Source organism: Streptomyces lienomycini, assembly GCF_027947595.1.
Taxonomy (GTDB): Bacteria; Actinomycetota; Actinomycetes; order Streptomycetales; family Streptomycetaceae; genus Streptomyces; species Streptomyces lienomycini.
This window is the reverse complement of the sequence record NZ_CP116257.1, coordinates 4,406,592-4,432,452: the sequence shown is the minus strand read 5'-3', so window position 1 is coordinate 4,432,452 and position 25,861 is coordinate 4,406,592. Positions and strand designations below refer to the sequence as shown.

Here is a 25,861-nt window from a genome sequence, read left to right as displayed (position 1 = left end):
CGTCCCGGACGTCAGTCGACCGGCCAGGTGTGGACCGGTGCGTTGAGGTGCATGTAGTCCATGTACTGCCGGGTCATCCGGCGCAGGGCCTCGTGGCGGCCCGGCCGGGCGGTGGCGTCGATGTGGTGGAACATCTCCTTCTGCCAGACCGCGCCGTTGCGGCCGGTGACGCACCGCTGCTCGATGATGCCGAGCAGCGGCTCCCGCCAGGCGGAGTCCATGCCCGACAGCTCCAGGCCCCGGTGCGCGAGCGGCAGCAGTCGGCGCAGGACCAGTTCGGGCACGGTCACCTCGCCCACCCCGGGCCAGTACAGGTGTGCCTCGATGCCGTGCCGGGCGGCGGTGTGCAGGTTGTCCTCGGCGACCGAGAAGGACATCCGCGACCACACCGGCCGCTCCTCCTCCACGAGGGCGCGGGTGAGGCCGTAGTAGAAGGCGCCGTTGGCGAGGGTGTCGGCGACGGTCGGACCCGCCGGCAGCACCCGGTTCTCGACGCGGACGTGCGGCTTGTCGTGGGAGACGGCGTACACGGGCCGGTTCCAGCGGTAGATGGTGCCGTTGTGCAGGGTGAGTTCCCCCAGCTCGGGGATGTCGCCGCGGTCGAGGGTCTCGGCCGGGTCCTGCTCGTCGCACAGGGGCAGCAGCGCCGGGAAGTAGCGGAGGTTCTCCTCGAACAGGTCGAAGACGCTGTTGATCCACCGCTCCCCGAACCAGACCCGGGGCCGTACGCCCTGTGCCTTGATCTCCTGCGGCCGGGTGTCGGTGGCCTGCTCGAACAGGGGGATGCGGCTCTCGTGCCACAGCTCCTTGCCCAGCAGGAACGGCGAGTTGGCCGCGAGGGCGACCTGGACGCCGGCGACGGCCTGGGCCGCGTTCCAGTAGTCGGGGAACTCCTCCGGGGCGACCTGGAGGTGGAACTGCGTGCTGGTGCAGGCGGCCTCCGGGGTGATGGTGTCCGCGTAGGTCCGCAGGCGGTCGACGCCGTCCACCTCGATGTGCAGGTCCTCGCCCCGGGCCGCGAACACCTGATCGTTGAGCAGCCGGTAGCGCGGGTTCTCCGACAGGGCCGCCTCGCCCACGTCCGACTGGCGCAGCGTGGGCAGGATCCCGACCATGATCAGATGGGCGCCGACCGACTCGGCGCGGTCCTCGGCGTGGTTCAGGGCGGCGCGGATCTCGGTCTCCCAGGCGTCGGGACCGCCCGCCGTCAGGCGCCGGGGCGGGATGTTGATCTCCAGGTTGAACCGGCCCAGCTCGGTGGACCAGGCGGGGTCCGCGATCGCCTCCAGCGCGTCGCTGTTGCGCATCGCCGGCTCGGCCGCGTCGTCCACCAGGTTCAGTTCGATCTCCAGGCCCACCTGGGGCCGCTCGGTCTCGAACCGCGACTCGCGCAGCATCTGCGCGAAGGCATCGAGGCACTCCTGCATCTTGATCCGGTAGCGGCGGCGGTCCTCGCGGGTGAAGACCAGCGCCGGGACGTCCCGTCCCATCGGTCCTCCCGGGGTTGCCTTCCTCGGACGCTCCTCCACCCCAGCGTCGCACCCCGCAGCGCACCCCACCAGACGAGACCGGACGGGGGCCCACCGCAGCGTGTGCGGTGGACCCCCGTCGGTGTTCAGGTCCTGGTGCCTATCGGCCTCAGAGCTTGCCGGACGCGCGCACCTTGATCTCCTTGGAGGTCTTGCCCGCCGGCGAGGAGCCGTAGCCCTCGATCTTGTCGACCACGTCCGTGCCCTCGACGACCTTGCCGAAGACGACGTGCTTGCCGTCCAGCCACGAGGTGACGACGGTGGTGATGAAGAACTGCGAGCCGTTGGTGTTCGGGCCCGCGTTCGCCATGGACAGCAGGTACGGCTCGGTGTGCTTCAGCTTGAAGTTCTCGTCCGCGAACTTCTCGCCGTAGATGCTCTTGCCCCCGGTGCCGTTGCCCGCGGTGAAGTCACCGCCCTGGAGCATGAACTGCGGGATCACGCGGTGGAACGAGGAACCCGCGTAGCCGAAGCCGTGCTCGCCGGTGGCCAGCTCGATGAAGTTCTTGGCGGTCTTGGGGGTGACGTCCTCGAAGAGTTCGAAGACGATGCGGCCCGCATCCTGGCCGTTGATGTCGATGTCGAAGTAAACCTTGGAATTGCTCATCCCACCATTGTGACGTGTGACCCCTGCCGATGCCGAACCGGCTGCCCCCTCAGCGCGTGGCGAGCAGTCCGAGAGTGTCGATCACACGGTTCGAAAAGCCCCATTCGTTGTCGTACCAGGCAACCACCTTGACGTGCCGGCCGTCGACGCGGGTCAGGGCCGAGTCGAAGATCGACGAGGCCGGGTTGCCCGTGATGTCGGAGGAGACCAGCGGGTCGTCCGAGTACTCCAGCACGCCGGAGAGCGGACCGTCGGCGGCGGCGCGGTAGGCGGCCAGCACGTCCTCGCGCGTCACCTCGCGGGCGACGGTGGTGTTCAGCTCGACGATCGAACCCACCGGGACGGGCACGCGGATCGAGTCGCCCGACAGCTTGCCGTCGAGACCCGGCAGGACCAGGCCGATCGCCTTGGCGGCGCCGGTGGTGGTCGGCACGATGTTCACCCCGGCGGCCCGGGCCCGGCGCGGGTCGCGGTGCGGGCCGTCCTGGAGGTTCTGCTCCTGCGTGTAGGCGTGCACCGTGGTCATGAACCCGTGCTCGATGCCGGCCAGCTCGTCGAGGACCGCGGCGAGCGGCGCGAGAGCGTTGGTGGTGCAGGACGCGTTGGAGACGATCGTGTGCGCGGCCGGGTCGTAGGCGTCGGTGTTGACACCGTAGGCGAGCGTCACGTCGGCGCCGCTCGACGGGGCGCTGACCAGGACCTTCCGGGCGCCCGCGGCGAGGTGGGCGCGGGCGGCGTCGGCCGAGGTGAAGCGGCCGGTCGCCTCCAGTACGAGGTCCACGCCCAGCTCGGCCCAGGGCAGCCGGGCCGGCTCGCGCTCGGCGAGCACCTTGATGCGGTGACCGTCGACGACGAGGGTGTCCCCGTCGACGGTCACCGGGCGGCCGAGCCGGCCGGCCGTCGAGTCGAAGGCGAGCAGCCGCGCCAGGGTGGCGGGCTCCGTGAGGTCGTTGACGGCGACGACCTCGAGCTTGGTGTCGCGCTCCAGCAGCGCCCGCAGCACGTTGCGCCCGATGCGGCCGAAGCCGTTGATGCCGATGCGAGTCATGAGTGGTGTGTCCCTTCGTTCGCCACCAGGTCCTTCGCCACCAGGCTCGCGCGCGCGGTCCGCGGGCGGCAGCGGCGTGAGTGCCACGGTTCGCAAGGATCACGCCAGGCGAGGCGAGGCGAGGGCGCGGGGCTACTCGCCCCGGGCGAAGGTGCGCCGGTACTCGCTGGGGGTGGTGCCCAGAATGCGCTGGAAGTGCAGCCGCAGGTTGGCGCCGGTGCCCAGGCCGACGTCCGCGGCGATCTGCTCGACGCCGCGCTCCGAGCGTTCGAGCAGCTCACGGGCCATGTCGATCCGGGCCCGCATGATCCACTGCATCGGCGTGTACCCGGTGTCCTCCACGAAGCGCCGGGAGAGGGTGCGCGGCGACACCGCCGCGTGCCGGGCCAGCGTCTCCAGACCGAGGGGCTCGCCGAGCCGGCGCAGTGCCCATTCCCGGGTGGCGGCGAACCGCTCGCCCAGGGGTTCGGGCACGCTGCGCGGCACGTACTGGGCCTGACCGCCGCTGCGGTAGGGGGCCGCGACGAGGCGGCGGGCGGCGTGGTTCGACGCGGCCACCCCGAGGTCGCCGCGCAGGATGTGCAGGCACAGGTCGATGCCCGAGGCGGCGCCCGCGGACGTCAGGACGCTGCCCTCGTCCACGAACAGCACGTTCTCGTCGACCCGTACGCGTGGATGCTTCGCGGCGAGGGCCCGCGTGTAGTGCCAGTGCGTGGTGGCCCTCCTGCCGTCGAGCAGGCCGGTGGCGGCCAGCGCGAACGCGCCCGTGGAGATCGCGGCGAGTCGCGCGCCCCGGTCGTGGGCCGCCGTCAGCGCGTCGACGACGTCGCGCGGCGGGTCGTCGACGTCGGGGGACCGGTACCCGGGGAGGAAGACCACGTCGGCCCACGCCAGGGCCTCGACGCCGTGGGCGACGTGGTACGACAGGCCGTCGCCGCCGGTCACCAGCCCGGGGGCCGCCCCGCACACCCGTACCTCGTAGGGCATGCTCGCGCGCGTCGTGAAGACCTGCGCCGGAATGCCGACGTCGAGGGGTTTCGCGCCTTCGAGCACGAGGACGGCGACGCGGCGCAGGCGGGGGGACGGCACGGGGAAAGCCTACGTGGACGGTACGGGGGTCAGTCCAGGCCGAGGACGCTCATCGTGTGCTCGGCCATGCGCCGCTCACCGAGGGCGTTGGGGTGGACGGGGACGAGGCTGTGCCCGAACAGGAGGGGCTCGATCCAGCGGGTGCCGGTGGCCCGGCAGGCGTCGTGGCCGTCGGAGACCTCGGAGAAGTCGACGTACGCGGCTCCGGTCTCGGCGGCGGCCCGCTCGACGACGGCGTTGAGGTGCGCCTGGATGCCGCGCAGGTAGGGCACGTCACCGGCGGCCAACGGCAGTTTCGCGAAGCACGACGGGTCGGCGGCGGCCGGGGTGATCCACGGATACCCGAGGGCCGCCACCCGGGCACCGGGGGCCTCGGCGCGCACCGCCCGCAGGGCGGCCTTGAGCGCCGGGTAGGTGTTGGCCTCGATCTCGTCGTCGAAGGACGTGCCGTGCTTGTCCTTGCAGGGGCTGCCCTTGCCGCCGCTGAGGACGCCCGCCGTGCCGCAGGCCGTGATGGCGTTGATGAACGTGCCGTTGTCGTTGCCGCCGATGGTGAGCGTGACCAGGTCCGTGCCGGCGCCGAGCGCGTCCACCTGCGGGGCGACGCCCGGGTACTGCGCCTGTGTGAAGTGGGCGGTCTCGGCGGCGCCGCAGGTGACGTCCTTGAGGCGGGCGCCCGTCGAAGCGGCGATGACGTGGGGGTAGTTGGCTGTCGAGCGCAGGCACAGGAGGTTGGTGGGGTCGACGGGCAGGACGCCCGAGCCGGCGCTGTAGCTGTCGCCGAGGGCGACGTAGTCCAGGGTGGGGGCGGTGTGGGCGGTGGCGTCGGTGAGGCCGAGGGCGAGTGTGCCGACGGCGGCGGCTGTCGCGGTCATGACACGGCGAAGGGTGCGCTTCGGCATGCTCTCTCTTCTCGGGAGGGGGCGGCGGCGGGGTTACCGGGCGGTTCTACTTTTAAGTAATGTGCAGGGCCGTTGACTCCAAGTCAACGTCCTTGACCGAACTTCTCGCTGCGGGAGCGACCGCCCCCGGGCCGGCTCCCGTCTCGACGAAGTCGATTGATTTTCGATTGATTCCCATTGACAATCGATGCATGCACCGACTTCTCATCGCCGCGCTCCGGGCAGGTGTCGCCGCCGCGATCCTGATCGGCCTCTTCGGGCAGATCGTCGTCGTCCCCGCGACGGCGTCCGACGAGGTGGACCGCTTCCCTCCCTACGAACCCTTCGCGGTGCCCTACGCGACGGTGGCGATCCTCGGCGTCGCCTGCGTGCAGGTCGTGCTCGGCGCGGTGTGGGTGCTGCTCGGCATGGTCGAGCGCGACGCCGTCTTCACCCGCCGCGCCCTGCGTCCGGTCGACACCGTCATCGGGGCCGCCCTCGTGGCGACACTCCTGGCGTTCGGCGTCGCGGTCCATCTGGCTGTGGCGGAGATCCCCTCGCCCGCCGACGGCATGGAGCTGATCGGCGCGCTGGGCGCCGCGGTCACGTGCGTCGGCGTCGGAGCCGCGTTCACCCTGCTCGTCGTCGTCATGCGCGGCCTCCTGCGCAAGGCGACGCGGCTGCGGACCGAGATGGCCGGCGTCGTCTGACGCCGCCTCAGCCGGGCACGGATTCCCGCTCCGGACGGGGCGCGGCGGCGGTGCGGGCCGCCCGGGTCCGCGGTCCGAAGACGCTCAGCGCGATCGCGCCGACCAGCCAGGTCCCGGCGATGAAGTAGAAGACGCTCCGATAGCCGTGGGCGTTGTAGAGCGCCGCCACGATCAGCGGACCCGCGGCGTTCGACAGCCGGCCCAGACCGTACGACACGCTGGTGCCCAGCGAACGCCCGCGCGTGTCGAAGAGCTCGGGCGAGTAGGCGTAGCCGAGGGCCGTGTAACCGCGCTCGAAGAGGTTGACCAGGAAGCCGAACACGATGATGAGCACCGGGTTGAACGTGAGGCCGTACAGGAGCCCGCACAGGGCGATCAGCGTGCCGAACGCGGCCAGGCACCACTTGCGTTCGAACCGGTCGGTCACCAGGGCCGCCAGGTACGAGCCCAGCGGGGCGCCGACGGTGGTCAGCGCCACGTAGAAGACGGACTTCTCGACGCTGAAGCCCTCCTTGGCCAGCAGCGTCGGCGCCCAACTGGAGTAGCCGAAGAAGCCGATGGTCTGGGTCACCCACAGCACGGTGAGCAGCAGCGTCGGAAACAGGTACCTGCGCTGGAGCAGCAGCCGCAGCGGAGCCTTGGTCACCGGCTCCTCCTCGATCGGGGGCGCCGGCTCGGGCAGCGCGCCGTGCTCGGCGGCGACGGACGCCTCGATGTCGCGCAGCACGGCGTCCGCGCTCGCGTGGTCCCCGCGGCTCTCGTGCCACCGCGGCGACTCCTTCAGATGCCGGGTGAACAGGACGAGCAGGATGCCGAGCGAACCCCACAGGTACACCAGGCGCCAGGTCCAGTCGGCCAGCGGCACCACCCCGCTGGCGACGAGGTTGGTGACCGGGGTGCCGCAGATGCCGATGACGATGGCGTACGCCTGGTACTTGCCGCGGACGGCCGACGGGTACATCTCGTTGACGTAGATGACCGCGACCACGGTCATCGCCGCCAGCCCCGCCGAGGTCAGCACCCGGAAGACGGTCAGCGACACCAGGTCCCAGGAGAACGCCGAGGCGAACGAGAAGACGCCGAAGAACAGCGTCGTCAGCAGCAGCGTCCGTTTGCGGCCCAGGCGGTCGGCCACGGCTCCCGCGACGACCGAGCCGAGGAACATCCCGACGAACGACAGCGAGGTGACGTAGGCGATCTGGTCGACCGAGATGCCCCACAGGTCGACGAGCTTGGGGGCGGTGGTCGCGAAGGTGTTGATGTCCGCGAACTCGAAGAAGTACGCGAACGACACGGCGAGCAGGGTGACTTTGTGGAACCGGGAGACCGGCAGCCGGTCCAGCCGGTTCAGCGCGTTGGCGTGCTGCATGACGGGGTCCTTGTCGCGGGGGTCGGGGACGGCGACGGGCCGAGCGGGGGCCGGGCGGCGGTACGGCTCACCGCTCGCCGGGCCAGTACAGGCGCGTCGGGTTGTCGACCAGCAGCCGGTGCCGCTGCTCCTCGGTGACGGCGATCCGCCGCACGTGGTCGACGAGGAGCCCGTCGTCGGGCATGTGGTCGGTCAGGTTGGGATGCGGCCAGTCGGTGCCCCACAGCACCCGGTCGCCGAACTCCTCGACGACGCGGCGGGAGAAGGGCAGGACGTCGGCGTACGGCTCCCGCTCCCCGTCCAGCGCGGCCGGGCCGGTGACGGTCAGCCGCTCGGGGCAGGACACCTTGACCCACACGTCACCCCGGTCGGTGAAGCGCAGGAAACGCGAGAACTCGGGACCGTCCACCGGCTTGGTGACGTCCGGCCGCCCCATGTGGTCCACGACCAGCGGCGTGGGCAACGAGGCGAAGAAGTCCTCCAGTTCGGCGAGGTCGGCGCTCTCGAAGTACAGGACGACGTGCCAGCCGAGCGGGGCGATCCGCCGCGCGATCGTGCGCAGCGCGTCCCTGGGCGACGCGTCGACCAGCCGGCGCACGAAGTTGAACCGCACCCCGCGCACCCCCGCCGCGTCCAGCGCCCGCAGTTCGGCGTCGGTGACGTCCGGCCGGACGGTCGCGACACCGCGCGCCCGGCCGCCGCTCGCGCGGACCGCGTCGAGCAGGGCGGTGTTGTCGGCGCCGTGACAGGTGGCCTGCACGATCACCTGGCGGTCGACGCCCAGATGGTCCCGGAGGGCGAAGAGCCGGTCCTTGCCGGCGTCGCACGGCGTGTACTTGCGCTCGGGGGCGAACGGGAACCCGGCCTGCGGGCCGAAGACGTGGCAGTGCGCGTCGACGGTGCCGGGCGGCAGCCGGAAGGAGGGCGTGGCCGGGGCCGGGTGCCAGTCGAGCCAGCCGGGGGTCTTGGGGGCGGGGGTCGTCATGTCAGCGCCCCTGTCGCTTCAGCAGGGCGTCCAGCCGCGGGTACACGGCACGCGCGTGGTGCTCCTGGACGGCCGCGACCTGGTCCGCCGACAGGGCGGACGCCTCGACGTAGCGCCGGGTGTCGTCGAAGTGGTGTCCCGTACGGGGGTCGACGCCCCGCACCGCGCCGATCATCTCCGAGGCGAAGAGCACGTTGCGGGTGGGGACCACGCCGAGGAGCAGGTCCATGCCCGGCTGGTGGTACACGCAGGTGTCGAAGAAGACGTTGCCCAGGACATGCTCCTCCAGCGGCGGCTTCCCCAGTGCCATGGCCAGGCCGCGGAAGCGCCCCCAGTGGTAGGGCACGGCCCCGCCGCCGTGCGGGATCACCAGGCGCAGGGTGGGGAAGTCCGCGAACAGGTCTCCTCGCACCAGCTGCATGAAGGCCGTGGTGTCGGCGTTCAGGTAGTGCGCGCCGGTGGTGTGGAAGGCCGGGTTCACGCTGGTGCTGACGTGGACCATCGCCGGGACGTCGTACTCGACCAGCTTCTCGTACAGCGGGTACCAGGAGCGGTCGGTGAGCGGGGGAGCGGACCAGTGGCCGCCCGAGGGGTCCGGGTTGAGGTTCACCGCGACCGCGCCGTACTCCTCGACGCAGCGCGTCAGTTCCGGGACGCAGGTGGCCGGATCGACACCCGGGGACTGGGGCAGCATCGCGGCGGGGGCGAACCGCTCGGGGTAGAGCCCGGCGACGCGGTGGCACAGCTCGTTGCACAGGGCCGCCCACGCGGCGGAGGTGCGGAAGTCGCCCACGTGGTGCGCCATGAACGACGCCCTGGGGGAGAACACGGTCAGGTCGATGCCGCGCTCGTCCATCAGCCGCACCTGGTTCGGCTCGACGCTCTCGCGCAGTTCGTCGTCCCCGATCCTCAGGTCGGCCGGCGAGGGCGCCGCCGCCGGGTCGGCGAGCGACGCGGTCTGCCGCTCCCGCCAGGCGGCCAGGGCCGGCGGGGCCGTGGTGTAGTGACCGTGACAGTCGATGATCATGCGCTGTGTCCTTCGGGGTCGGGTCGTCGTCGACCGCGGCAGCCTCCCCCCGGCGGCCGCAGGGCCGGGAGACGGCCGGACACAGAACTAACCTCGCCTTAACAAAGCGGCCCCCGGCCACCGTCCACCCTGCGGACCAGGCGAAACACGCGGCCGACCGTGGTCTACATTCGGACGGACACATTCCGGCCCGGTTGGCGCGCAACCGGGCCGGGGACACGGGCGGCGCCGACACGGACGCCGCCCCGGAGGGAGGCGGCAGGATGCAGATACTGCTGGCCGAGGACGACGACGGGGTCGCCGGAGCGCTCGTGGAGGTCCTCTACGACCACGGTCACGTCACCCGGCGGGTCACCCGGGGCAAGGACGTGCTGACCTACCACCGCAGCTCGGACCTGCTGCTCCTCGACCTCGGCGTGCCCGACGTGGACGGCCTGGACGTCCTGCGCAGGCTGCGGGCGGTCAGCGACCTGCCCGCGGTGGTGCTGACCGCGCGCGGCGACGAGCGCTCGGTGGTGCGCGGACTGCGGCTCGGCGCCGACGACTACCTCGTCAAGCCGGTGCGCCTGACCGAGCTGCTCGCCCGCATCGAGGCCGTCACCCGGCGCACCGCCGCACAGGCGCCGCGCGCCGCGCGGACCGTACGCGTCGGGGACGTCGAGATCGCGCTCGACGCCCGGCAGGTCCGGGTCGCCGGGGCGGGGGTGGAGCTGACCACCAAGGAGTTCGACGTCCTCGCCGTCCTCGCCCGCCGGGCCGGGACCGCGGTCGGCCGGGAGCAGGTGCTGGACGAGGTGTGGGGCGACGCCGACCACGCCGTCTCCCGCTCCCTGGACGTCCACCTCACCCAGCTGCGGGCCAAGCTCGGCCGGCCGGAGCTGCTCACCACGATCCGGGGCTTCGGCTTCCGACTCGGCGGCTGAGGACCGGCGCGTGCGTACCCGGGTACAGACGGTGCTGCTGCTGTTCGGCGTCCTGGCGGTGGCCGGCTTCGCCGTCCCGCTGCTGCTGTTCACCGCCTCCGACCGCACCCAGCAACTCGTCCTCGCCCGCAGCGCCGACCTCGACCGCTTCGCGTCCCTCATGGACCGGGCGGCCGGCACCGGCGACACCTCCGCGCTCTCCGCCGAGGCCCGCCGCTACGGCGAACCCCTGGTCATCACCGACATCCGCGGGCACCCCGTCGTGCAGACCGGCGGCATGCGGGCCGCCGACCCCGCCGTCGCCCGGCTGGTCGACACGGCCCTGCGCAACCAGACCGCCCACCCCCGCGCCGCCCTGCGCCCCTGGTCCCGGGGCCACCGCACGTTCGCGACACCGGCGGGCACCGGAACCCAGGTCTCCGGCGCCGTGGTGCTGCGCGCCGACGTGGACACGGCCGCCGGGGACATCGCCCGGCGCTGGGCCGCCGTCCTGGCCGGCACCGCACTGGTCGCCCTCGCCTGCACCGTCCTGGCCCGCGCGGCGACCCGGTGGGTGGTCAGCCCGCTGCGCCGGCTCGACCGGGCCGTCGGAGAGCTGGCGGCGGGGCTCCCGCCCGAGCACCCCTCCCCGGCGCACCGGTGCGCCGGCGCGGTCCCGCCTCCGCCCCCGTCGGCGGCCCGCCCGAACTGCGTCAACTGGCCACCGGCTTCAACCGCATGGCCCGCACCGTCACCGCCGCCCTCGAACAGCAGCGCCGGCTGGTCGCCGACACCTCGCACCAGATGCGCAACCCCATGGCCGCCCTCCGACTTCGGGTGGACGCCCTCCACACCCACCTGCGGCCCACGGCCGACCGCACCTACGCCGGGGTCAACACCGAACTCGACCGGCTGGAAACCCTGCTCGACGACATCCTGGCCCTCGCCGCGGCCGAGCACCGGGCCGGTGAACTCACCGTCACCGACGACCCGGACGCCCGCTGCGACGCCACCGGGGTAGTCCTCACCCAGCACCGCCTGTGGGAGCCGGTCGCGCACCGCGCCGGGATCCGCCTCACCGCCGAGGTGACCGAGGCGGCCACGGCGGCCTGCACGGACCGCGAACTGGCCCAGGTGACGGACATCCTCCTGGACAACGCGATCAAGTACGCCGGCGAGGGCGCCCACGTCCGGCTGCGCTGCGCCGCGCAGGGCCCGTACGCCGTCGTCGGCGTCACCGACGACGGCCCCGGACTGCGGGCGGAGGAGATCAAGCGGGCGACCACCCGGTTCTGGCGCTCGGCCCGCCAGGCCGGCACCTCCGGCACGGGGCTGGGCCTCGCCATCGCCGAACAACTCCTCGCGGGCCGCGACGGCCGCCTGGAACTCACCCCCGCCCACCCCCGGGGCCTGCACGCCCGCGCCCTCGTACCCCGCGCGGGAGACCGGGGAGGCGTCCGGTGAACCGGCGTACGGCAGCCCGTGCGGCCGCCGCGGAAGCGACCCGCTCCGCACGCGGGGAGCGGGACGGGCGCCGGTGCGCGCACGGGAGGCTCGCTCCGGCGCCGGCGTGCGCGGCGCTCCGACCGCGGGAGGCCCCCGGTGAACCGGCGTACCGCCCTGCGTGCCGTGTTCGGCACCGCCGCCGCGGGTGCCCTCGGCGGGGTGCTCGCGGGCGACCTCGCGCGCGGCCGCTCCGGGCCGAGCGGGCTGCTGCGGCTGGCCACCGGCGAACCGACCGCCTTCTACGCCGCCTTCGGCCGGCTCCTCGCCGCGCAGTTGGAAGCGGCCCACCCCGGGATCACCTGCCGGGTGCGCACCACCGCCGGAAGCATCACCAACATCGAACTGCTCCGCGACGGCGAGGCCGACCTGGGACTCGTCCTCACCGACACCGCGCGGGCCGCCGCCCGGGGCACCGCCCTGTTCCCCCGGCCCGTGCCGCTGAGGGCGATCGGCCGGGTCTACGAGACCTACCTCCAGTTCGCCGTGCGCGCCGACGCCCCGGTGCACAGCGTGGCCGACCTGGCCGGGCACCCCGTCTCGCTCGGCGCCGTCGGCTCCGGCGCGGCCCACCTCGGCGACCGCCTGCTGGGCGCCGCCGGCCTGACGCCCGGCACCGTCCCGGTACGTCACCTGCGCCTGGCCGACGCGGCGGCGGCCCTGCGTACCGGCTCCGTCGTCGGACTGCTGGTCGCGGGCGGCGTGCCCCTGCCCACCCTCTCCGACCTCGACCGCGACCCCGGCCTGCGCTTCCTGCCACTCGCCGGACTCCTGCGCGGCCTCGCGGGCGGCCGGGACGGCATGGCCGCCGCGGGACTGGAGGAGGTGACCCTGCCGCAGAGCGCCTACCGGGCCTCGGCCGGCGTCGCCACCGTCGGCGTCTCCAACCTGCTGGTGTGCCGCCCCGACCTGGACCCCGCCGTGGCCGGAGCCCTGACCCGCCTGCTGGTCCGACGCGCCCCCGCGTTCGTGCCCGACCACGCCGTCGGCGCCCAGTTCCTCGACGTCCGCAGCCTCATCGGCACGGGCGGCGTGCCACTCCACCCGGGCGCGGCCGCGGCGTACCGCGCACTGCACGGCTAGCGCCGGCGACCGGCGCCGTGCGGCCCCTGTGTGAACAGCACCCGGGGCGAGCCGGGGCTGTTCTAGAGTGGCTCCCGCCAGAGCGCACGACACACCTGCGAGGTACTCACCAGCCATGACGACCGAAACGTTTGAGTTCCAGGTAGAGGCACGTCAGCTTCTCCAGCTGATGATTCACTCCGTCTACTCGAACAAGGATGTCTTCCTGCGCGAACTCGTCTCCAACGCCTCCGACGCGCTGGACAAGCTGCGCCTCGCCGCCCTGCGCGACGACGCGCCGGGCGCCGACGTGAGCGACCTGCACATCGAGTTGGAGACCGACAAGGACGCCCGCACCCTGACCGTGCGGGACAACGGCATCGGCATGACGTACGACGAGGTCACCCGGCTCATCGGCACGATCGCCAACTCCGGTACCGCCCAGTTCCTCGAGGAGCTGCGCGAGGCCAAGGACGCGGCCGGGGCCGACGGGCTCATCGGCCAGTTCGGCGTCGGCTTCTACTCCGGCTTCATGGTCGCGGACGAGGTCACCCTGGTCACCCGGCACGCCGGCGAGACCGAGGGCACCCGCTGGACCTCGAAGGGCGAGGGCACCTACACCCTGGAGCGGGTCGGCGAGGCCCCGCAGGGCACCGCGGTCACCCTGCACCTCAAGTCGGCCGACTCCGAGAACCAGCTCCACGACTACACCTCCGCGTGGAAGATCAAGGAGATCGTCAAGCGGTACTCGGACTTCATCACCTGGCCGGTCCGCCTGCTGCCGGAACCGGGCGAGGACGACGCCGCCGAGACCCGCGAGGCCGAGACCCTCAACTCGATGAAGGCCCTGTGGGCACGCCCGCGCGACGAGGTGTCCGACGACGAGTACCACGAGCTGTACAAGCACATCGGCCACGACTGGCGCGACCCGCTGGAGACGATCCGGCTCCAGGCGGAGGGCACCTTCGAGTACCAGGCCCTGCTCTTCGTGCCCGCGCACGCCCCGCACGACCTGTTCACCCAGGGCTACCAGCGCGGCGTCCAGCTCTACGTGAAGCGCGTCTTCATCATGGACGACTGCGAGGAACTGCTCCCGCCCTACCTGCGGTTCGTCAAGGGCGTCGTCGACGCGCAGGACCTCTCGCTCAACGTCTCGCGCGAGATCCTCCAGCAGGACCGCCACATCCGCATGATCCAGCGGCGGCTGACGAAGAAGGTCCTCTCCACGGTCAAGGGCCTCGCGACGTCCGCGCCGGAGCGCTACGCCACCTTCTGGCGGGAGTTCGGCGCCGTCCTGAAGGAGGGGCTGGTGACCGACGCCGACAACCGCGACGCCATCCTCGCCGCCTCCTCCTTCGCGACCACGCACGACGCCGACGAGCCGACCACCCTGGCGGCCTACGTGGAGCGGATGAAGGACGGCCAGGACGACATCTACTACATGACGGGCGAGTCCCGGCAGGCCATCGAGAACTCCCCGCACATGGAGGCGTTCCGCGCCAAGGGCGTCGAGGTGCTGCTGCTCACCGACGCCGTCGACGAGGTCTGGGTCGACGCGGTCGGCGAGTACGAGGGCAGGGCGCTGCGGTCGGTGGCCAAGGGCGAGATCGACCTCGCCGGCTCCGAGGACGAGAAGAGCGACGCCGAGAAGGAGAAGCAGGGCGAGGAGTACGCCGGGCTGCTCGGCTGGATGACGGAGCACCTGGGCGAGGACGTCAAGGAGGTCCGCCTCTCCTCCCGCCTCACCGTCTCCCCGGCCTGCGTCGTCTCCGACGCGGGCGAGCTGACGCCCGCGCTGGAGAACATGTACCGCGCGATGGGCCAGGAGGTGCCCGGCGCCAAGCGGATCCTCGAACTGAACCCGGAGCACCAGCTGGTGAAGACCCTGAACCGGGCGTACACCGATCAGCGGGACCGGGCGGAACTCACCGAGAGCGCCGAACTGCTGCACGCCCTCGCGGTCCTCGCCGAGGGCGGCCGGCCCAAGGACCCGGCCCGGTTCGTGAAGCTGGTGGCGGACCGCCTGGAGCGCACCGTGTAGCCGTACCCGGGCAGAAGGCGAGAGGCCCCCGCGGCGGCAGCGCCCGGGGGCCTCACGCGTCGGTGCCGTCTCGCCGCAGCATCCGCATGGCGAGACGACCTGGCATACGGAGCATCCTCGTCCGTATATTCGCGGGCATGTATGCATCGGCTCCGCTGCTGTGCCTCGCGCTCTTCGCGAACTCGGCGTGGTGCGTCGACGACGGGCTCTGTCGCCGTTGAGTGACGTACCGGCCGCGTGACCCACGCCGCCGGTCCCTCCCGCGACCTCGCCCACGTCCCCGTGCACCACCCCGGAGATCTTCCGTGACCACCGCACCCCCGGCCGGGCCCGCCCCGGCCGCGCCGCCGCGCCCTCCCGTCACCCTGTTCGCCCCCTCGCCGACCTCCTCGGCCCGCCCCGAGGCGCCGCCCCTGCCGCCGGTACGGCGGACGCCGCTCGCGGTGTCCGGGCTGCTCGCCGCCGCCCTCACGGCGTACGTGTGGTCCGCGCACGGCGCCAAACCGGGCGTGCTGCTCCTGCTCGGCCTCGGCCTCGGCACCGCCCTCTTCCACTCCCGCTTCGGCTTCACCTCCGCCTGGCGGCAACTGGTCGCCGTCGGCAACGGGACCGGGCTGCGGGCGCACGCGCTGCTCCTGGGCACCACGGCCACCCTGTTCGCGCTCCTCATCGGCACGGGTACCGGTCTGTTCGGCTCCCAGCCCGCGCCGTCCGCCGGACCGATCGGCGTCGGCCTGTTCGCCGGTTCGGCGCTCTTCGCGATCGGCATGCAGCTCGGCGGCGCCTGCGCCTCCGGCACCCTCTTCGCGGTCGGTTCGGGTCAGACCTCGATCGTGCTGACCCTGGGCGGGTTCATCGCGGGCGCCACGCTGGCCGCCTGGCAGTTCGACCTGTGGAAGGACCTCCCGGCGTGGGAGCCCGTCGTGCTGTCCGACCACATCGGCTGGTTCGGCTCCTGGGGTGTGACCATCGCCGCGCTGCTCCTCGTGGTGCTGGTCAGCCGACGTGTCCAGGCCCGCCGCAACCCGCCGCCGCTCGGCGCCGTGCCCTCGGCCCGCGGCGCGCCGTCCGCGCCTTCCGCGGCTCCTGGCCGCTGGCCGTCGGCGCCCTCGCGCTGGCCGTGCTCGGCGCGGGCGTCCTGCTGGTCTCCGGCGGTGCCTGGGGCGTCACCAGCGCCTTCAGCCTGTGGGGCTCGGAGCTGGTGGGCGCGCTCGGCGGACACCCGGAGAACTGGACCTGGTGGCAGCGGCCCGGCAACGCGGAGATGCTGGCGGGCCCGGTGCTCGCCGACAAGACCAGCCTCACCGACATCGGCATCATGATCGGCGCGGCCGTCGCCGCCGCGCTCGGCGGCACCTGGGCGCTGCACCGGGGCATCCCCTGGCGGACCGCGCTCGCGGCGGTGCTCGGCGGCGTACTGATGGGCATCGGCGCCCGCCTGGCCGGCGGCTGCAACATCGGCGCCTACCTGGCCGGCATCGCCTCGGGCAGCCTCAGCGGCTGGCTGTGGGGCGCCTTCGCCCTGGCCGGCACCTGGGTGGGCCTCAGACTGCGCCCGCTGTTCGGCCTGGGCAACCCCAAGCCGGGCGACGGCGTCTGCTGATGGGGGATGCCCGTGCGGCACAGGGGTCAGGCCTGCGCCGCACGGGCCGCTAGGGGGTGTCGCTTCCCCGGGGTCCGCGCCGGTCCGTGGTGGTGACCCGGGAGATCGCCTCCAGGGTGAGGGCACGTCCGTGCGGCTCACGGGCCAGGGCGCGGTGCAGGGTGAGGCCCTCGATGAGGGCGTCGAGCTGGCGGGCCGTGTCCGGGTCGAAGTGCTGCTCCAGATGGACCCGGCTGCGGCGCATCCACTCGTGGGTCAGCTCCCGGTAGGCGGGCTGCCGCGCGGCGAGCGTGTACAGCTCCTGGGTGAGGACCAGGTCCCGCTGGCTGTCCTCGGACAGCTCGTGCACGAGGTCGGCCACCGCCGCACGGGCCTGGTCGCGGTCGGCGGCGGCACCGAGGTGGGCGTCGAAGACGGCGACAATGTGGTCGGTGAACCGGCCGAACGCCTCCCGCAACAGCTGGTCGATGCCGCTGAAGTGGTACGTCATCGAGCCGAGGGGCACCCCGGCGCGCGTCGCGATCTTCCGGTGGGAGACGCGGGCCATGCCCTCCTCGGCGATCAGGTCGAGGGTGGCGTCGAGGATGCGCTCACGCCGCTGCGGGTCCGTGTGTCCGGTTGCCATGGGAGCAGACTTACACCTTCCGCACCGGCCGGGCGGGGTTGCCGACGGCGACGACGTTCGCCGGCACGTCCTTCGTGACGACCGCCCCGGCGCCGATGACGGAGTTGTCGCCGATGGTCACGCCCGGCAGCACGATCGCACCACCGCCCAGCCAGACGTTGTCGCCGATGACGATGGGCCGGGCGGCCTCCAGCTTGTCGCGCCGGGGCCCGGGCTCCAGGGGGTGCGTGGGCGTGAGCAACTGGACGTTCGGCCCGATCTGGCAGTCCTCGCCGATGGTGATGGCCGCGACGTCCAGCGCCGTCAGGTTGTAGTTGACGAAGGCGCGCGCCCCGACGCTGATGTTGCTGCCGTAGTCGACGTACAGCGGCGGCCGCACGTGGGCCTCGGCGCCCAGCGAGCCCAGCAGCTCCGCGAGCAGGGGCCGCGCCGCCTCCGCGTCCTCGGCGTACGCCGCCTGGTAGCGGGCGGCCAGCCGCACGGCCTGCTGCTGCCTGCGGGCGATCTCCGGATCGTCGGCGATGTAGAGGTCGCCCGCCTGCATGCGTTCGAGGTTCGTGCGGGAGTCTCCCGCGAAGTGGTCTGTCGGCATGCGCCCGATCGTACCCCGTGAGCGTACGAACGTACACTCCTTGGGTGTGTCGGCCGCCGGTGCGGATCAGCGCCGCCGCGGCTGGAGCGCACCGGCGCACAGGAGGACGAGGAGCCCCGCGAGCGGTACCACCAGCAGCCCCACCCGCAGACTCGTCGCGTCGGCGACCAGCCCCACGACCGGCGGGGAGAGCAGGAATCCGAGCCGCATCAGCCAGGAGACGAGGGTCAGCCCCGTCCCGGGCCTGAGGCCGGGCAGTTCGTCGGCCTCGTGCATCGCCGCCGGAACCAGCGTCGCCACGCCGAACCCGGCGGCGGCGAACCCGAGGACGGTGCCGGGCACCGTCGGCACGGCCAGTGCCAGACCCATGCCGACCCCGGCGATCAGGGCGCCGGAGCGGGCCACCGCGCGCTGGCCGAAGCGGTCCACGAGCCGGTCGCCGACGATCCGGCCGACGAACTGCGCGCCGACCAGGGCGACATAGCCGGAGGCGGCCAGCGCCACCGTCGCGTGCAGCGAGTCGGCGAGGTACAGGGTGGCCCAGGACATGCCCGCGTCCTCGACGAGGGTGCCGGCCGTGGCGATGAGGACGAGCGCGCCCAGTACCCAGCCGGTACGCACTCCCGCCACCGGGGCCCGCCCCGGCGGGAGCGCGCCGTCCTCCGCGTCGGTCGGCCCCGCCGGTTCGGTCTCGGACCCGGTCTCCGGGCCCGGCAGGCAGTAGCGCAGGGCGACGCACGCCGCGACCCCGAACACCACGGCGGAGAACAGCAGGTGCGGGCCCCGCGGGACGCCGAGCGCGATCGCGGCGGCGGCCATGGACCCGCCGGTGACGGCGCCCACCGACCAGACGGCGTGGAAGGAGTTGATGATGGAACGTCCGTACCGCCGCTGCACCCGCAGGCCGTGGGCGTTCTGCGCGACGTCGGTGAACGCGTCCATCGCTCCGGCCAGGAACAGCGCCCCCGCGAACACCGCCACGGAGTCGGCGAGTCCCGCGGCGAGGACGCCCGCCCCGGTCAGCAGCGTGCCGCCGACCGCCACCCGGGCCGAGCCGAACCGGCGCACCAGGACCCCGGCCGCGAGTCCGGCCGCGACGGCGCCCGCGGGGAACGCCGCCACGGCCAGACCGTAGGCGGCGTTCCCGAGGCCGAGGTCCGCCTTGATCTGCGGGTACCGCGGCAGGAGGTTGGCGAACAGGGCCCCGTTGGTGAAGAACAGCACGGCGACGGCGACCCGAGCCCGTCGCTCGGCCGGGGCCGGCCGGCGCAGTACGTCAACAGTCATGCGCGGGAGCCTACAGGCCGGGGCGTACGAACGTACACTCCTCGCGGTGCGGCCGTCAGCGCCTCGTGGCGCACAGGGCCGCGTCCACCGCGCCCTGCAGATGACGCAGGCTGTCGCCCTCGGCCGCCCACGTCGTGGTGTAGACGGTCACGGTGCCCCGGCCGCCCGTGGCCCGGCCGCCGCCCACCGAACCGCCGGGCAGATCGCCGCCGTGGCCCCAGTAGACGCCGCCGCAGCTGAGCGGGACCGAGGCGACGCCGTAGCCGTAGCGGCTGCCCGCCGGGTAGACGTCGCGGCCCCCGACGTCGGTGGTGTCCCGCGTCATCAGGCGCACCGCCCAGCCGGGCAGGAGGCGGCCGCCGAACAGGCCGTCCCAGAACGCGTTGAGGTCCGCGGGGGTGGAGACGAGCCCGCCGGACGCGCCGAACTCGTACCCGGGCATCTCGGTCACGTCCACCGTCCCGGCCGCCGGATCCGCCGGGTGGATCCCGTAGTTGCGGGCGTGCGGGCCGCGCAGGGCCAGCTCGCCGGACGCGGGCCAGTAGGTGTCGTCCAGGTGCAGCGGGCGCAGGATCGTGCGCTCCACGTACGTGCGGAAGCCGACCCCCGACACCTCGTCGATCACCATGCCGAGGACCAGGTAGTTCGTGTTGGAGTAGCCCCAGCCGGTGCCGGGCTCGAACACGGGGTCCTGGCCGAGCGCGAGGGCCAGGTAGTCCTCGGACGAACCCGGGCCGCCGTTCCAGTCCACCAGCGCCGAGTACTCCGGCAGCCCGCTGGTCTGCTTCAGCAACTGCCGTACGGTGATGGTGCTGTCGGCCAGCTGGGGCACGTAGGAGCCCGCGCGGTCGCCGAGCCCGAGCCTGCCGTCCGCGACCAGCCGCATCACCGCCGTCGCGGTGAACGCCTTGGTGTCGCTGGCCAGTCGGAACCGGCCCCGCTCGTCGACCATCGGCCGGCCCGAGTCCAGGTCCGCGACGCCAGAGGTACGCGTCGTCCTGCCGTCGTACGCGAGCGCGCCCGGTACGCCGTCGTGTGTGGTGAGCAGGTCCAACTGGCGCTGGACGCGGTCGGGACGGGCCGGGTGGGCCGCCGCCGCGGGCGCGAACGCCCCGGTGAGCGCGGCGGCGAGCAGGACTGCGGCGGTGAGGCGGTTGCGGCGGTGCATGGGTCCTCCCCCTGTTCGTGGCCGCCCGACTCCGGCGGGCGGGCGGTCCGTTCACCGACGACCCTGTCAGGACCGCTGCGGGAGATCACTGGGGCCCGCCCCCGCCACGGGGGTGTCGTCAACACCCCTGTCGGCGCGCGGGTGCCCCACGGGGTGCCCAGCGGCGATCATGGAACCGACACGTACCGAGCGACCGTGAGGAACCCGCGTCATGCCCGTGCCCGCAGACCCGACGGTGCGGGGGAGTACACCGACTACGACAACCCCGACGACGCCACGGTCTTTGGACGGCCCCTCGGCCTTCCCCTTCCCCACCATGGGCGGCTCCTGGGCCGAGCACTTCGACCTGCTCGGCGGCCTGCCGAACAAGGGCGACACGGTCGTCGGCCACGGCGTGATCGTCGGTGCCGGCTCGGCCGCCACAGCGACGAGGACGTCGCCCGGCTGCTCGCGGTGGCCTGGTGGGACTGGCCGGCGCAGCTCGTCACCGAGCACGTGCGGACCATCATGTCGGGGACGATCGCCGACCTCGAAGCGGTGGCCCCGCAGCGCCGGCACGGGTGAGGGGCCCGCGCGAGGAGCCTCAGCCCAGCAGGTCGGCGACCAGTGCGGCGAACTCCTCGGGGGTCGCCAGGCGGACGCCGAGCTGTTCCGCCTTGGCGCGCTTGGAGCCCGCTCCCTCGCCCGCGACGACGAGTGACGTGTTCTTGGAGACGCTGGAGGAGGAGCGTCCGCCGGCCCGCTCGACGAGTTCGTTCATCTCACCCCGGCTGAGCCGCTCCAGGCTTCCGGTCATCGCTCCGGTGACGACCACCTTCATGCCCGCCAGCGGGCCGCCCGGTGCCGGCTCGGCCCCGCTGTCGCCGTCCGCGTCCGCGTCGACGGCCGGCGGAGGGGTCGCGCCGGGCTCGGTCATGTTGACGCCGGCGGCGGTGAGCTTGTCGATGAGCGGCGCCAGTTCGGCGATCTCCGAGACGATGGAGGGCGCCTTCTCCACCCCGATGCCGTCGACCCGCTGCATCGCCTCGGCGTCGGCGGCACGGATGTGGTCCATCGTGGCGAAGTACCGGGCGATGCGCCGGGACATGGAGCGGCCGGTGCCCCGGACACCGAGCGCGCACAGCACGCGCGACAGGGGCTGCTCCCTGGCCGCGGCGAGCGCGGCGAGCAGGTTGTCGGTGCTGGTCTCACCCATCCGCTCCAGGGCGAGCAACCGCTCCCGCCGGAGCGTGAACAGGTCGGCCAGGTCGGCGACGAGGCCCGCCTCGACGAGCTGGACGACGCGGGTGGTGCCCAGGCCCTCGATGTCGAGCTGGTCGCGGCCCGCGGCGTAGGCGAGGGAGGCCACCAGGTGGCAGTTGCGGCCCTGCGCGCACCGCCACCGCTCCTCGCTCGTGTCGATCCCCGACCCGCAGCGCGGACACGCCTCGGGGAACACGATGGGCTCCTCCTCGCCCGTCCGCAGGTGCGCGACCGGAGCCTCCACGCGGGGGATGACGTCCCCGGCGCGGTGCACCATGACGTGGTCGCCCAGACGCAGGCCGCGACGAGTGATGTCGGCCGGATTGTGCAGCGTGGCGTAGGTGATCGTGGAGCCCTCGATGACCACCGGTTCCAGGACACCGCGCGGGGCGATGATGCCGGTACGGCCGACGTTCCACTCCACCTCCAGGAGCCGGGTGATCTTCTCGACGGCCGGGAGCTTGTAGGCGATCGCCCACCGCGGTGCCCGGGAGCCCGACCCGGCGGCCCGCCGGTCGTCGGCGAGGTCGGCCTTGACGACCACCCCGTCGATGCCGAACGGCAGCTCGGCACGGAGCGCGGCGATCTCCCGGACCCGGGCCACGACCCGCTCCGGCGACTCGACGACCACGTCCGGGACGGCGGTGCCGGCACTCGTGTGCACGCCGAGCCCGGCCGCCGTGGACATCAGTTCGCTGTACGGGAGGCCGTCGAGCCGGGCGGCGAGCGCGGCGTCGGTGGCGGGCAGGGCCAGCAGTCCGTAACCGAAGAACGTCATCGGCACCGTGTAGGCGCGCTCCCGTGCCCGCAGGGTGCCCGCGGCCGCGTTGCGCGGGTTGGCGAAGGGCTGCCCGCCGTGGGTCATGCGCACCTCGTTGGCGTGCTCGAACTGGGCCGTGGTCATCAGGATCTCGCCGCGCACCTCGACGGTGACCGGCTCGGCCAGCACCTCGGGCAGCCCCTGAAGGGTGCCGATGGCGTGCGAGACGTCCTCACCGGCCGTGCCGTCGCCCCGGGTGATCAGCCGGGTGAGGCGGCCCTCCCGGTAGCGGGCGGCGACCGCGAGGCCGTCCAGCTTGGGGCCCACACTGAACCGGGTGACCTCGCGGTCGACGCGCCGCGCCAGGGACGCCGTCCAGGCGGTGAACTCCTCCGGCGAGAACACGTTGTCCAGGCTGAGCATGGGCACCGTGTGCGGCACGTCCCCGTCGGCCGCGCCGCCGGCGACCTTGCCGGTGGGGGAGTCGGGCAGCACCTCGCCCGGGTGCTCGGCCTCCCACGCGGCTATCCCTCTCGCCAGCCGGTCGTAGGCGTCGTCGTCCAGCGGGGAGGAGCCGCCCGCGTAGTACGCGGCGGCGGCACGGGCGGCGTCCTCGACCGCCTGGGCGTAGGCGGTGGCGTCGACGATCACTGCTGCGGGAGTAGTCATGGACGGCATCATGCCGCCCACCACTGACAACGGGCCCGCCGCCCGAGCGGCGGCGGCTCCGCTTGCGGAGTCGCCGACATGGGGATTCCGTGGAATCGACTCGCCACCGCCCTTGGAGCCGTCATGTCGATGTCGTCGTTCGGGTTCGGCTCGGCCGACCCGTTCAGTGAACTGCTGAACCGCTTCTTCGGTACCTCGCCCGCCTCCTCGCCCCCAGCCGTGCAGCGCGTCCCGATCGGCCGGATGCTGACCGAGTCCTCGCAGGAACTCATCAATCTGGCGGCACGGCGGGCACTGGAGGACGGAACACCCGACCTGGACACGGAGCACCTGCTGTGGGCGGCCACGAAGGTGGAGCCCGCACGCGGGCTGCTCGACCGGGCGGGTGCCGACCCCGACACCCTCGCTGCCCAGGTCGCCGAGGTCCTCCCCCGCGAGGCGGGAGAGCCGTCGGCCGAACCCGGCCTCACCCCCGCCGCCAAACGCACCCTCGCCACCGCCTACGCCCGCTCCCGGGCGGCAGGCGTCTCCTACATCGGTCCCGAGCACATCCTGGGCGCCCTGCTGGACGGCGGCGACACCGGCGCGGCCCGGCTGCTGGGCGCCGAGGGCCGGGACATCGGGAAGCTGGAGGGACTGACCGAACAGGCCGGCCGTGCCAACGGCACGGCCGGCGACGACGGCGGAGGACCGGCCACGACACTCGACGAGTTCGGACGGGACCTGACCGACGAGGCGAAGGCCGGGAGACTCGACCCGGTGGTCGGCCGGGCCGAGGAGATCGAGCAGACCGTCGAGATCCTCTCGCGCCGCTCCAAGAACAACCCGGTGCTGATCGGCGAGCCAGGCGTCGGCAAGACCGCCATCGTGGAGGGACTGGCCCAGCGCATCGTGGCCGGGGAGGTCCCGAACACGCTGAAGGACAAGAGGGTGGTCGCCCTCGACCTGTCCGCGATGGTCGCGGGCGCGCAGTACCGGGGCCAGTTCGAGGAGCGGCTGAAGAAGGTCATCGAGGACGTCCAGCAGGCCCGCGGCGACATCATCCTGTTCATCGACGAACTGCACACCGTCGTCGGCGCCGGGGCCACCGGAGAGGGCTCCATGGACGCCGGCAACATGCTCAAGCCCGCCCTCGCGCGCGGCGAACTGCACGTGGTGGGCGCGACGACCATCGACGAGTACCGCAAGTACGTCGAGAAGGACGCTGCCCTCGAACGCCGCTTCCAGCCCGTCATGGTCCCCGAGCCCACGGTCGAGGAGACGGTGCAGATCCTGGAGGGCCTGCGCGACGCCTACGAGGCGCACCACCAGGTCCGCTTCGCCGACGGAGCCCTGACGGCGGCGGCCGAGCTGTCCGACCGCTACGTCAGCGACCGCTTCCTGCCCGACAAGGCGATCGACGTCATGGACCAGGCGGGCGCCCGGGTACGGCTGCGCAGCGCGAGCCGCTCCACCGAGGTCGTCAGCCGCGAGGACCGCATCGCCCGGCTCCGCCGGGAACAGGACCAGGCCGTCGACGCCGAGGACTACGACCGGGCGGGCGAGCTGAAGCGCCGGATCGCCGAGGCCGAGGGCGAACTCGCGGGCATCGAGGAGCGCCGCGAGGGCGTCGTCTCCGTCACCGCCGACGACATCGCGGACGTCGTCTCCCGCCGCACCGGCATCCCGGTGTCCCAGCTGACCGCCGGGGAGAAGGAACGGCTGCTCCGGCTGGAGGAGGAGATGCACGCCCGGATCGTCGGCCAGGACGAGGCGGTCACCGCCGTCTCGCGGGCCGTGCGCCGCAACCGGGCCGGCATGGGCGACCCGGACCGCCCCGTGGGCTCCTTCCTCTTCCTCGGCCCGACCGGCGTCGGCAAGACGGAACTGGCCAAGACCCTCGCCGAGCTGCTGTTCGGCGAGGAGAACCGCATGATCCGCTTCGACATGAGCGAGTTCCAGGAGAAGCACACGGTCGCCCGGCTCGTCGGTGCGCCCCCCGGGTACGTCGGCTACGACGAGGCCGGTCAGCTCACCGAGAAGGTCCGCCGGCAGCCCTACAGCGTGGTCCTGTTCGACGAGGTGGAGAAGGCCCACCCCGACGTCTTCAACACGCTGCTGCAGATCCTCGACGACGGGCGTCTCACCGACGGACAGGGCCGCACCGTCGACTTCCGGCACTGCGTCGTCATCATGACGTCCAACATCGGCGCCCACCGCATCCTCGACCACCGGGGCGACGTGTCCGACCTCCGGGACGTGCTCATGGAGGAACTGCGGTCCCGGTTCCTGCCCGAGTTCCTCAACCGCATCGACGACATCATCATCTTCCACGGCCTCACCGAGGACGACCTCTCGCGGATCGTGGACCACCTGCTGGCCCGGAGCGAACGGCGGGTGCACGCCCAGGGCATGGCGCTGCGGGTCACGGAGGCGGCCAAGAAGCTGCTGATCGCCCACGGTCACCAGCCGGAGTTCGGAGCCCGCCCGCTGCGGCGCACCATCCAGAGCGAACTCGACAACCGCGTCGCGGACCTGCTGCTGGGCGGCGACGCCGAGGCCGGCGACACCATCGTCGCCGACGTCGTCGACGACTCCCTGCACTGCACGGTCGACAAGGGCCCGGCCGGACCCACGGAGGCGAGCGGCACATGAACACCGTCGAGGAGACGATCGAGATCGCCGTCCCGGTCCGCACCGCGTACGACCAGTGGACCCAGTTCGAGAGCTTCCCGCGGTTCATGACCAGCGTGAAACGGGTCGAGCAGATCAGGCCCGCCCTGACGCTGTGGACCGTCGGCCTGGGCCCGGTGTGCCGGGAGTTCGCGACGGAGATCGTGGACCAGGTGCCCGACTCGCACCTGACCTGGCGCACCCTCGGACAGCGCCACGGCCACCGGGGCGAGGTGATGTTCCGGCCCACCGAAGCGGGCGGCACGGCCGTGACCGTGCGGATCTCGGCCGGACCGCGCGGACTGAACGGCGTACTCACCGCGGCCCCCGGGACGACCGGCCGCCTGGTACGGCGTGAACTGGCGAACTTCAAGACGTATGTCGAAGGCCACGGCGAGGCGAACGGAGCCTGGCGGGGGACCATCCGGCGCGGGCAGGTACGGCCGACGGAACCGGAGCCGCCGCGGAGCCGGGTGCCGGCCTGGCCCGTGGGCTGACCCGCGTGCGACG

General features: G+C 73.0%; 20 protein-coding genes and 2 pseudogenes. 9 read left to right on the top strand and 13 right to left on the bottom strand.

What is annotated here, in order from left to right; all coding sequences use genetic code 11:
• Positions 1–11: 11 nt before the first annotated feature.
• The 5 genes from BJ961_RS20020 to BJ961_RS20000 form a co-directional block, all read right to left on the bottom strand.
• On the bottom strand, positions 12–1,490 hold the full coding sequence (locus BJ961_RS20020; RefSeq protein ID WP_271414157.1) for a glutamate-cysteine ligase family protein: 1,479 nt from the start codon (positions 1,488–1,490) through the stop codon (positions 12–14).
• Positions 1,491–1,638: 148 nt separating this feature from the next.
• A complete protein-coding gene (locus BJ961_RS20015; RefSeq protein ID WP_271414156.1) occupies positions 1,639–2,136 on the bottom strand; it encodes a peptidylprolyl isomerase in 498 nt (165 codons plus the stop codon).
• Positions 2,137–2,185: 49 nt separating this feature from the next.
• Positions 2,186–3,184, bottom strand: coding sequence for a type I glyceraldehyde-3-phosphate dehydrogenase (gene gap, locus BJ961_RS20010; protein WP_271414155.1), 999 nt, complete (start codon positions 3,182–3,184; stop codon positions 2,186–2,188).
• Positions 3,185–3,316: 132 nt separating this feature from the next.
• On the bottom strand, positions 3,317–4,273 hold the full coding sequence (locus BJ961_RS20005; RefSeq protein ID WP_271414154.1) for a GlxA family transcriptional regulator: 957 nt from the start codon (positions 4,271–4,273) through the stop codon (positions 3,317–3,319).
• 29 nt (positions 4,274–4,302) lie between these two features.
• Positions 4,303–5,175, bottom strand: a complete 873-nt coding sequence (locus BJ961_RS20000; RefSeq protein WP_271414153.1) for an SGNH/GDSL hydrolase family protein — start codon at positions 5,173–5,175, stop codon at positions 4,303–4,305.
• A 191-nt stretch (positions 5,176–5,366) separates the two neighbouring features.
• Here BJ961_RS20000 and BJ961_RS19995 point away from each other — a divergent pair, with 191 nt between their 5' ends.
• Positions 5,367–5,864 carry a DUF2975 domain-containing protein gene (locus BJ961_RS19995; protein ID WP_271414152.1) on the top strand — a complete coding sequence of 166 codons (498 nt, stop codon included), beginning with the start codon at positions 5,367–5,369 and terminating at the stop codon, positions 5,862–5,864.
• Between the two features lie 7 nt (positions 5,865–5,871).
• On the opposite strand, the gene BJ961_RS19990 is transcribed toward BJ961_RS19995, so the two are convergent.
• From BJ961_RS19990 to BJ961_RS19980, 3 genes are all read right to left on the bottom strand, one after another.
• Positions 5,872–7,233 carry an MFS transporter gene (locus BJ961_RS19990; protein WP_271414151.1) on the bottom strand — a complete coding sequence of 454 codons (1,362 nt, stop codon included), beginning with the start codon at positions 7,231–7,233 and terminating at the stop codon, positions 5,872–5,874.
• 67 nt (positions 7,234–7,300) lie between these two features.
• Positions 7,301–8,218 carry an amidohydrolase family protein gene (locus BJ961_RS19985; protein ID WP_271414150.1) on the bottom strand — a complete coding sequence of 306 codons (918 nt, stop codon included), beginning with the start codon at positions 8,216–8,218 and terminating at the stop codon, positions 7,301–7,303.
• Between the two features lies 1 nt (position 8,219).
• Positions 8,220–9,245, bottom strand: a complete 1,026-nt coding sequence (locus BJ961_RS19980) for an amidohydrolase family protein (protein WP_271414149.1) — start codon at positions 9,243–9,245, stop codon at positions 8,220–8,222.
• A gap of 263 nt (positions 9,246–9,508) precedes the next feature.
• On the opposite strand from BJ961_RS19980, the gene BJ961_RS19975 reads away from it, so the two are divergent.
• The 5 genes and pseudogenes from BJ961_RS19975 (at position 9,509) to BJ961_RS19955 (ending at position 16,356) form a co-directional block, all read left to right on the top strand.
• Positions 9,509–10,168, top strand: a complete 660-nt coding sequence (locus tag BJ961_RS19975) for a response regulator transcription factor (RefSeq protein ID WP_271414148.1) — start codon at positions 9,509–9,511, stop codon at positions 10,166–10,168.
• Positions 10,169–10,885: 717 nt separating this feature from the next.
• Positions 10,886–11,611 carry a sensor histidine kinase gene (locus BJ961_RS36035; RefSeq protein ID WP_333782105.1) on the top strand — a complete coding sequence of 242 codons (726 nt, stop codon included), beginning with the start codon at positions 10,886–10,888 and terminating at the stop codon, positions 11,609–11,611.
• Positions 11,612–11,749: 138 nt separating this feature from the next.
• Positions 11,750–12,733 (top strand): TAXI family TRAP transporter solute-binding subunit, encoded by a 984-nt coding sequence (locus BJ961_RS19965; protein ID WP_271414147.1) that lies wholly within the window; start codon positions 11,750–11,752, stop codon positions 12,731–12,733.
• 115 nt (positions 12,734–12,848) lie between these two features.
• Positions 12,849–14,753 carry a molecular chaperone HtpG gene (gene htpG, locus BJ961_RS19960; RefSeq protein ID WP_271414146.1) on the top strand — a complete coding sequence of 635 codons (1,905 nt, stop codon included), beginning with the start codon at positions 12,849–12,851 and terminating at the stop codon, positions 14,751–14,753.
• A 305-nt stretch (positions 14,754–15,058) separates the two neighbouring features.
• Positions 15,059–16,356, top strand: a pseudogene (locus tag BJ961_RS19955) (YeeE/YedE family protein).
• Between the two features lie 49 nt (positions 16,357–16,405).
• On the opposite strand, the gene BJ961_RS19950 reads toward BJ961_RS19955, so the two are convergent.
• The 4 genes from BJ961_RS19950 to BJ961_RS19935 all read right to left on the bottom strand — a co-directional run bounded on the left by BJ961_RS19950 (position 16,406) and on the right by BJ961_RS19935 (position 20,028).
• Positions 16,406–16,981, bottom strand: coding sequence for a TetR/AcrR family transcriptional regulator (locus tag BJ961_RS19950; RefSeq protein ID WP_271414145.1), 576 nt, complete (start codon positions 16,979–16,981; stop codon positions 16,406–16,408).
• Between the two features lie 10 nt (positions 16,982–16,991).
• On the bottom strand, positions 16,992–17,573 hold the full coding sequence (locus BJ961_RS19945) for a sugar O-acetyltransferase (protein WP_271414144.1): 582 nt from the start codon (positions 17,571–17,573) through the stop codon (positions 16,992–16,994).
• A gap of 66 nt (positions 17,574–17,639) precedes the next feature.
• Positions 17,640–18,860 carry an MFS transporter gene (locus BJ961_RS19940; protein WP_271414143.1) on the bottom strand — a complete coding sequence of 407 codons (1,221 nt, stop codon included), beginning with the start codon at positions 18,858–18,860 and terminating at the stop codon, positions 17,640–17,642.
• A 55-nt stretch (positions 18,861–18,915) separates the two neighbouring features.
• Complete coding sequence (locus BJ961_RS19935) at positions 18,916–20,028, bottom strand: serine hydrolase domain-containing protein (protein ID WP_271414142.1); 1,113 nt, start codon at positions 20,026–20,028, stop codon at positions 18,916–18,918.
• 283 nt (positions 20,029–20,311) lie between these two features.
• Here BJ961_RS19935 and BJ961_RS19930 point away from each other — a divergent pair.
• Positions 20,312–20,592 (top strand): annotated as a pseudogene (locus tag BJ961_RS19930) (antibiotic acetyltransferase); the annotation flags it as partial.
• A 19-nt stretch (positions 20,593–20,611) separates the two neighbouring features.
• On the opposite strand, the gene ligA reads toward BJ961_RS19930, so the two are convergent.
• A complete protein-coding gene (gene ligA, locus BJ961_RS19925) occupies positions 20,612–22,699 on the bottom strand; it encodes an NAD-dependent DNA ligase LigA (protein WP_271414141.1) in 2,088 nt (695 codons plus the stop codon).
• A 123-nt stretch (positions 22,700–22,822) separates the two neighbouring features.
• On the opposite strand from ligA, the gene BJ961_RS19920 reads away from it, so the two are divergent.
• Positions 22,823–25,333, top strand: coding sequence for an ATP-dependent Clp protease ATP-binding subunit (locus tag BJ961_RS19920; RefSeq protein ID WP_271414140.1), 2,511 nt, complete (start codon positions 22,823–22,825; stop codon positions 25,331–25,333).
• Positions 25,330–25,848 carry an SRPBCC family protein gene (locus tag BJ961_RS19915; RefSeq protein WP_271414139.1) on the top strand — a complete coding sequence of 173 codons (519 nt, stop codon included), beginning with the start codon at positions 25,330–25,332 and terminating at the stop codon, positions 25,846–25,848. Before BJ961_RS19920 ends, BJ961_RS19915 begins: the two co-directional genes overlap by 4 nt.
• Positions 25,849–25,861 lie beyond the last annotated feature (13 nt).

Bases quoted from the DNA above. Each gene is read 5' to 3' on its own strand.
- gap (WP_271414155.1), bottom strand. From the start codon at position 3,184: ATGACTCGCATCGGCATCAACGGCTTCGGCCGCATCGGGCGCAACGTG.
- BJ961_RS20015 (WP_271414156.1), bottom strand. From the start codon at position 2,136: ATGAGCAATTCCAAGGTTTACTTCGACATCGACATCAACGGCCAGGAT.
- BJ961_RS19995 (WP_271414152.1), top strand. From the start codon at position 5,367: ATGCACCGACTTCTCATCGCCGCGCTCCGGGCAGGTGTCGCCGCCGCG.
- BJ961_RS20020 (WP_271414157.1), bottom strand. From the start codon at position 1,490: ATGGGACGGGACGTCCCGGCGCTGGTCTTCACCCGCGAGGACCGCCGC.
- BJ961_RS19990 (WP_271414151.1), bottom strand. From the start codon at position 7,233: ATGCAGCACGCCAACGCGCTGAACCGGCTGGACCGGCTGCCGGTCTCC.
- BJ961_RS19950 (WP_271414145.1), bottom strand. From the start codon at position 16,981: ATGGCAACCGGACACACGGACCCGCAGCGGCGTGAGCGCATCCTCGAC.
- BJ961_RS19945 (WP_271414144.1), bottom strand. From the start codon at position 17,573: ATGCCGACAGACCACTTCGCGGGAGACTCCCGCACGAACCTCGAACGC.
- BJ961_RS20000 (WP_271414153.1), bottom strand. From the start codon at position 5,175: ATGCCGAAGCGCACCCTTCGCCGTGTCATGACCGCGACAGCCGCCGCC.
- BJ961_RS19915 (WP_271414139.1), top strand. From the start codon at position 25,330: ATGAACACCGTCGAGGAGACGATCGAGATCGCCGTCCCGGTCCGCACC.
- BJ961_RS19980 (WP_271414149.1), bottom strand. From the start codon at position 9,245: ATGATCATCGACTGTCACGGTCACTACACCACGGCCCCGCCGGCCCTG.
- BJ961_RS19940 (WP_271414143.1), bottom strand. From the start codon at position 18,860: ATGACTGTTGACGTACTGCGCCGGCCGGCCCCGGCCGAGCGACGGGCT.
- BJ961_RS19975 (WP_271414148.1), top strand. From the start codon at position 9,509: ATGCAGATACTGCTGGCCGAGGACGACGACGGGGTCGCCGGAGCGCTC.
- BJ961_RS36035 (WP_333782105.1), top strand. From the start codon at position 10,886: ATGGCCCGCACCGTCACCGCCGCCCTCGAACAGCAGCGCCGGCTGGTC.
- htpG (WP_271414146.1), top strand. From the start codon at position 12,849: ATGACGACCGAAACGTTTGAGTTCCAGGTAGAGGCACGTCAGCTTCTC.
- ligA (WP_271414141.1), bottom strand. From the start codon at position 22,699: ATGACTACTCCCGCAGCAGTGATCGTCGACGCCACCGCCTACGCCCAG.
- BJ961_RS19985 (WP_271414150.1), bottom strand. From the start codon at position 8,218: ATGACGACCCCCGCCCCCAAGACCCCCGGCTGGCTCGACTGGCACCCG.
- BJ961_RS19920 (WP_271414140.1), top strand. From the start codon at position 22,823: ATGTCGATGTCGTCGTTCGGGTTCGGCTCGGCCGACCCGTTCAGTGAA.
- BJ961_RS19935 (WP_271414142.1), bottom strand. From the start codon at position 20,028: ATGCACCGCCGCAACCGCCTCACCGCCGCAGTCCTGCTCGCCGCCGCG.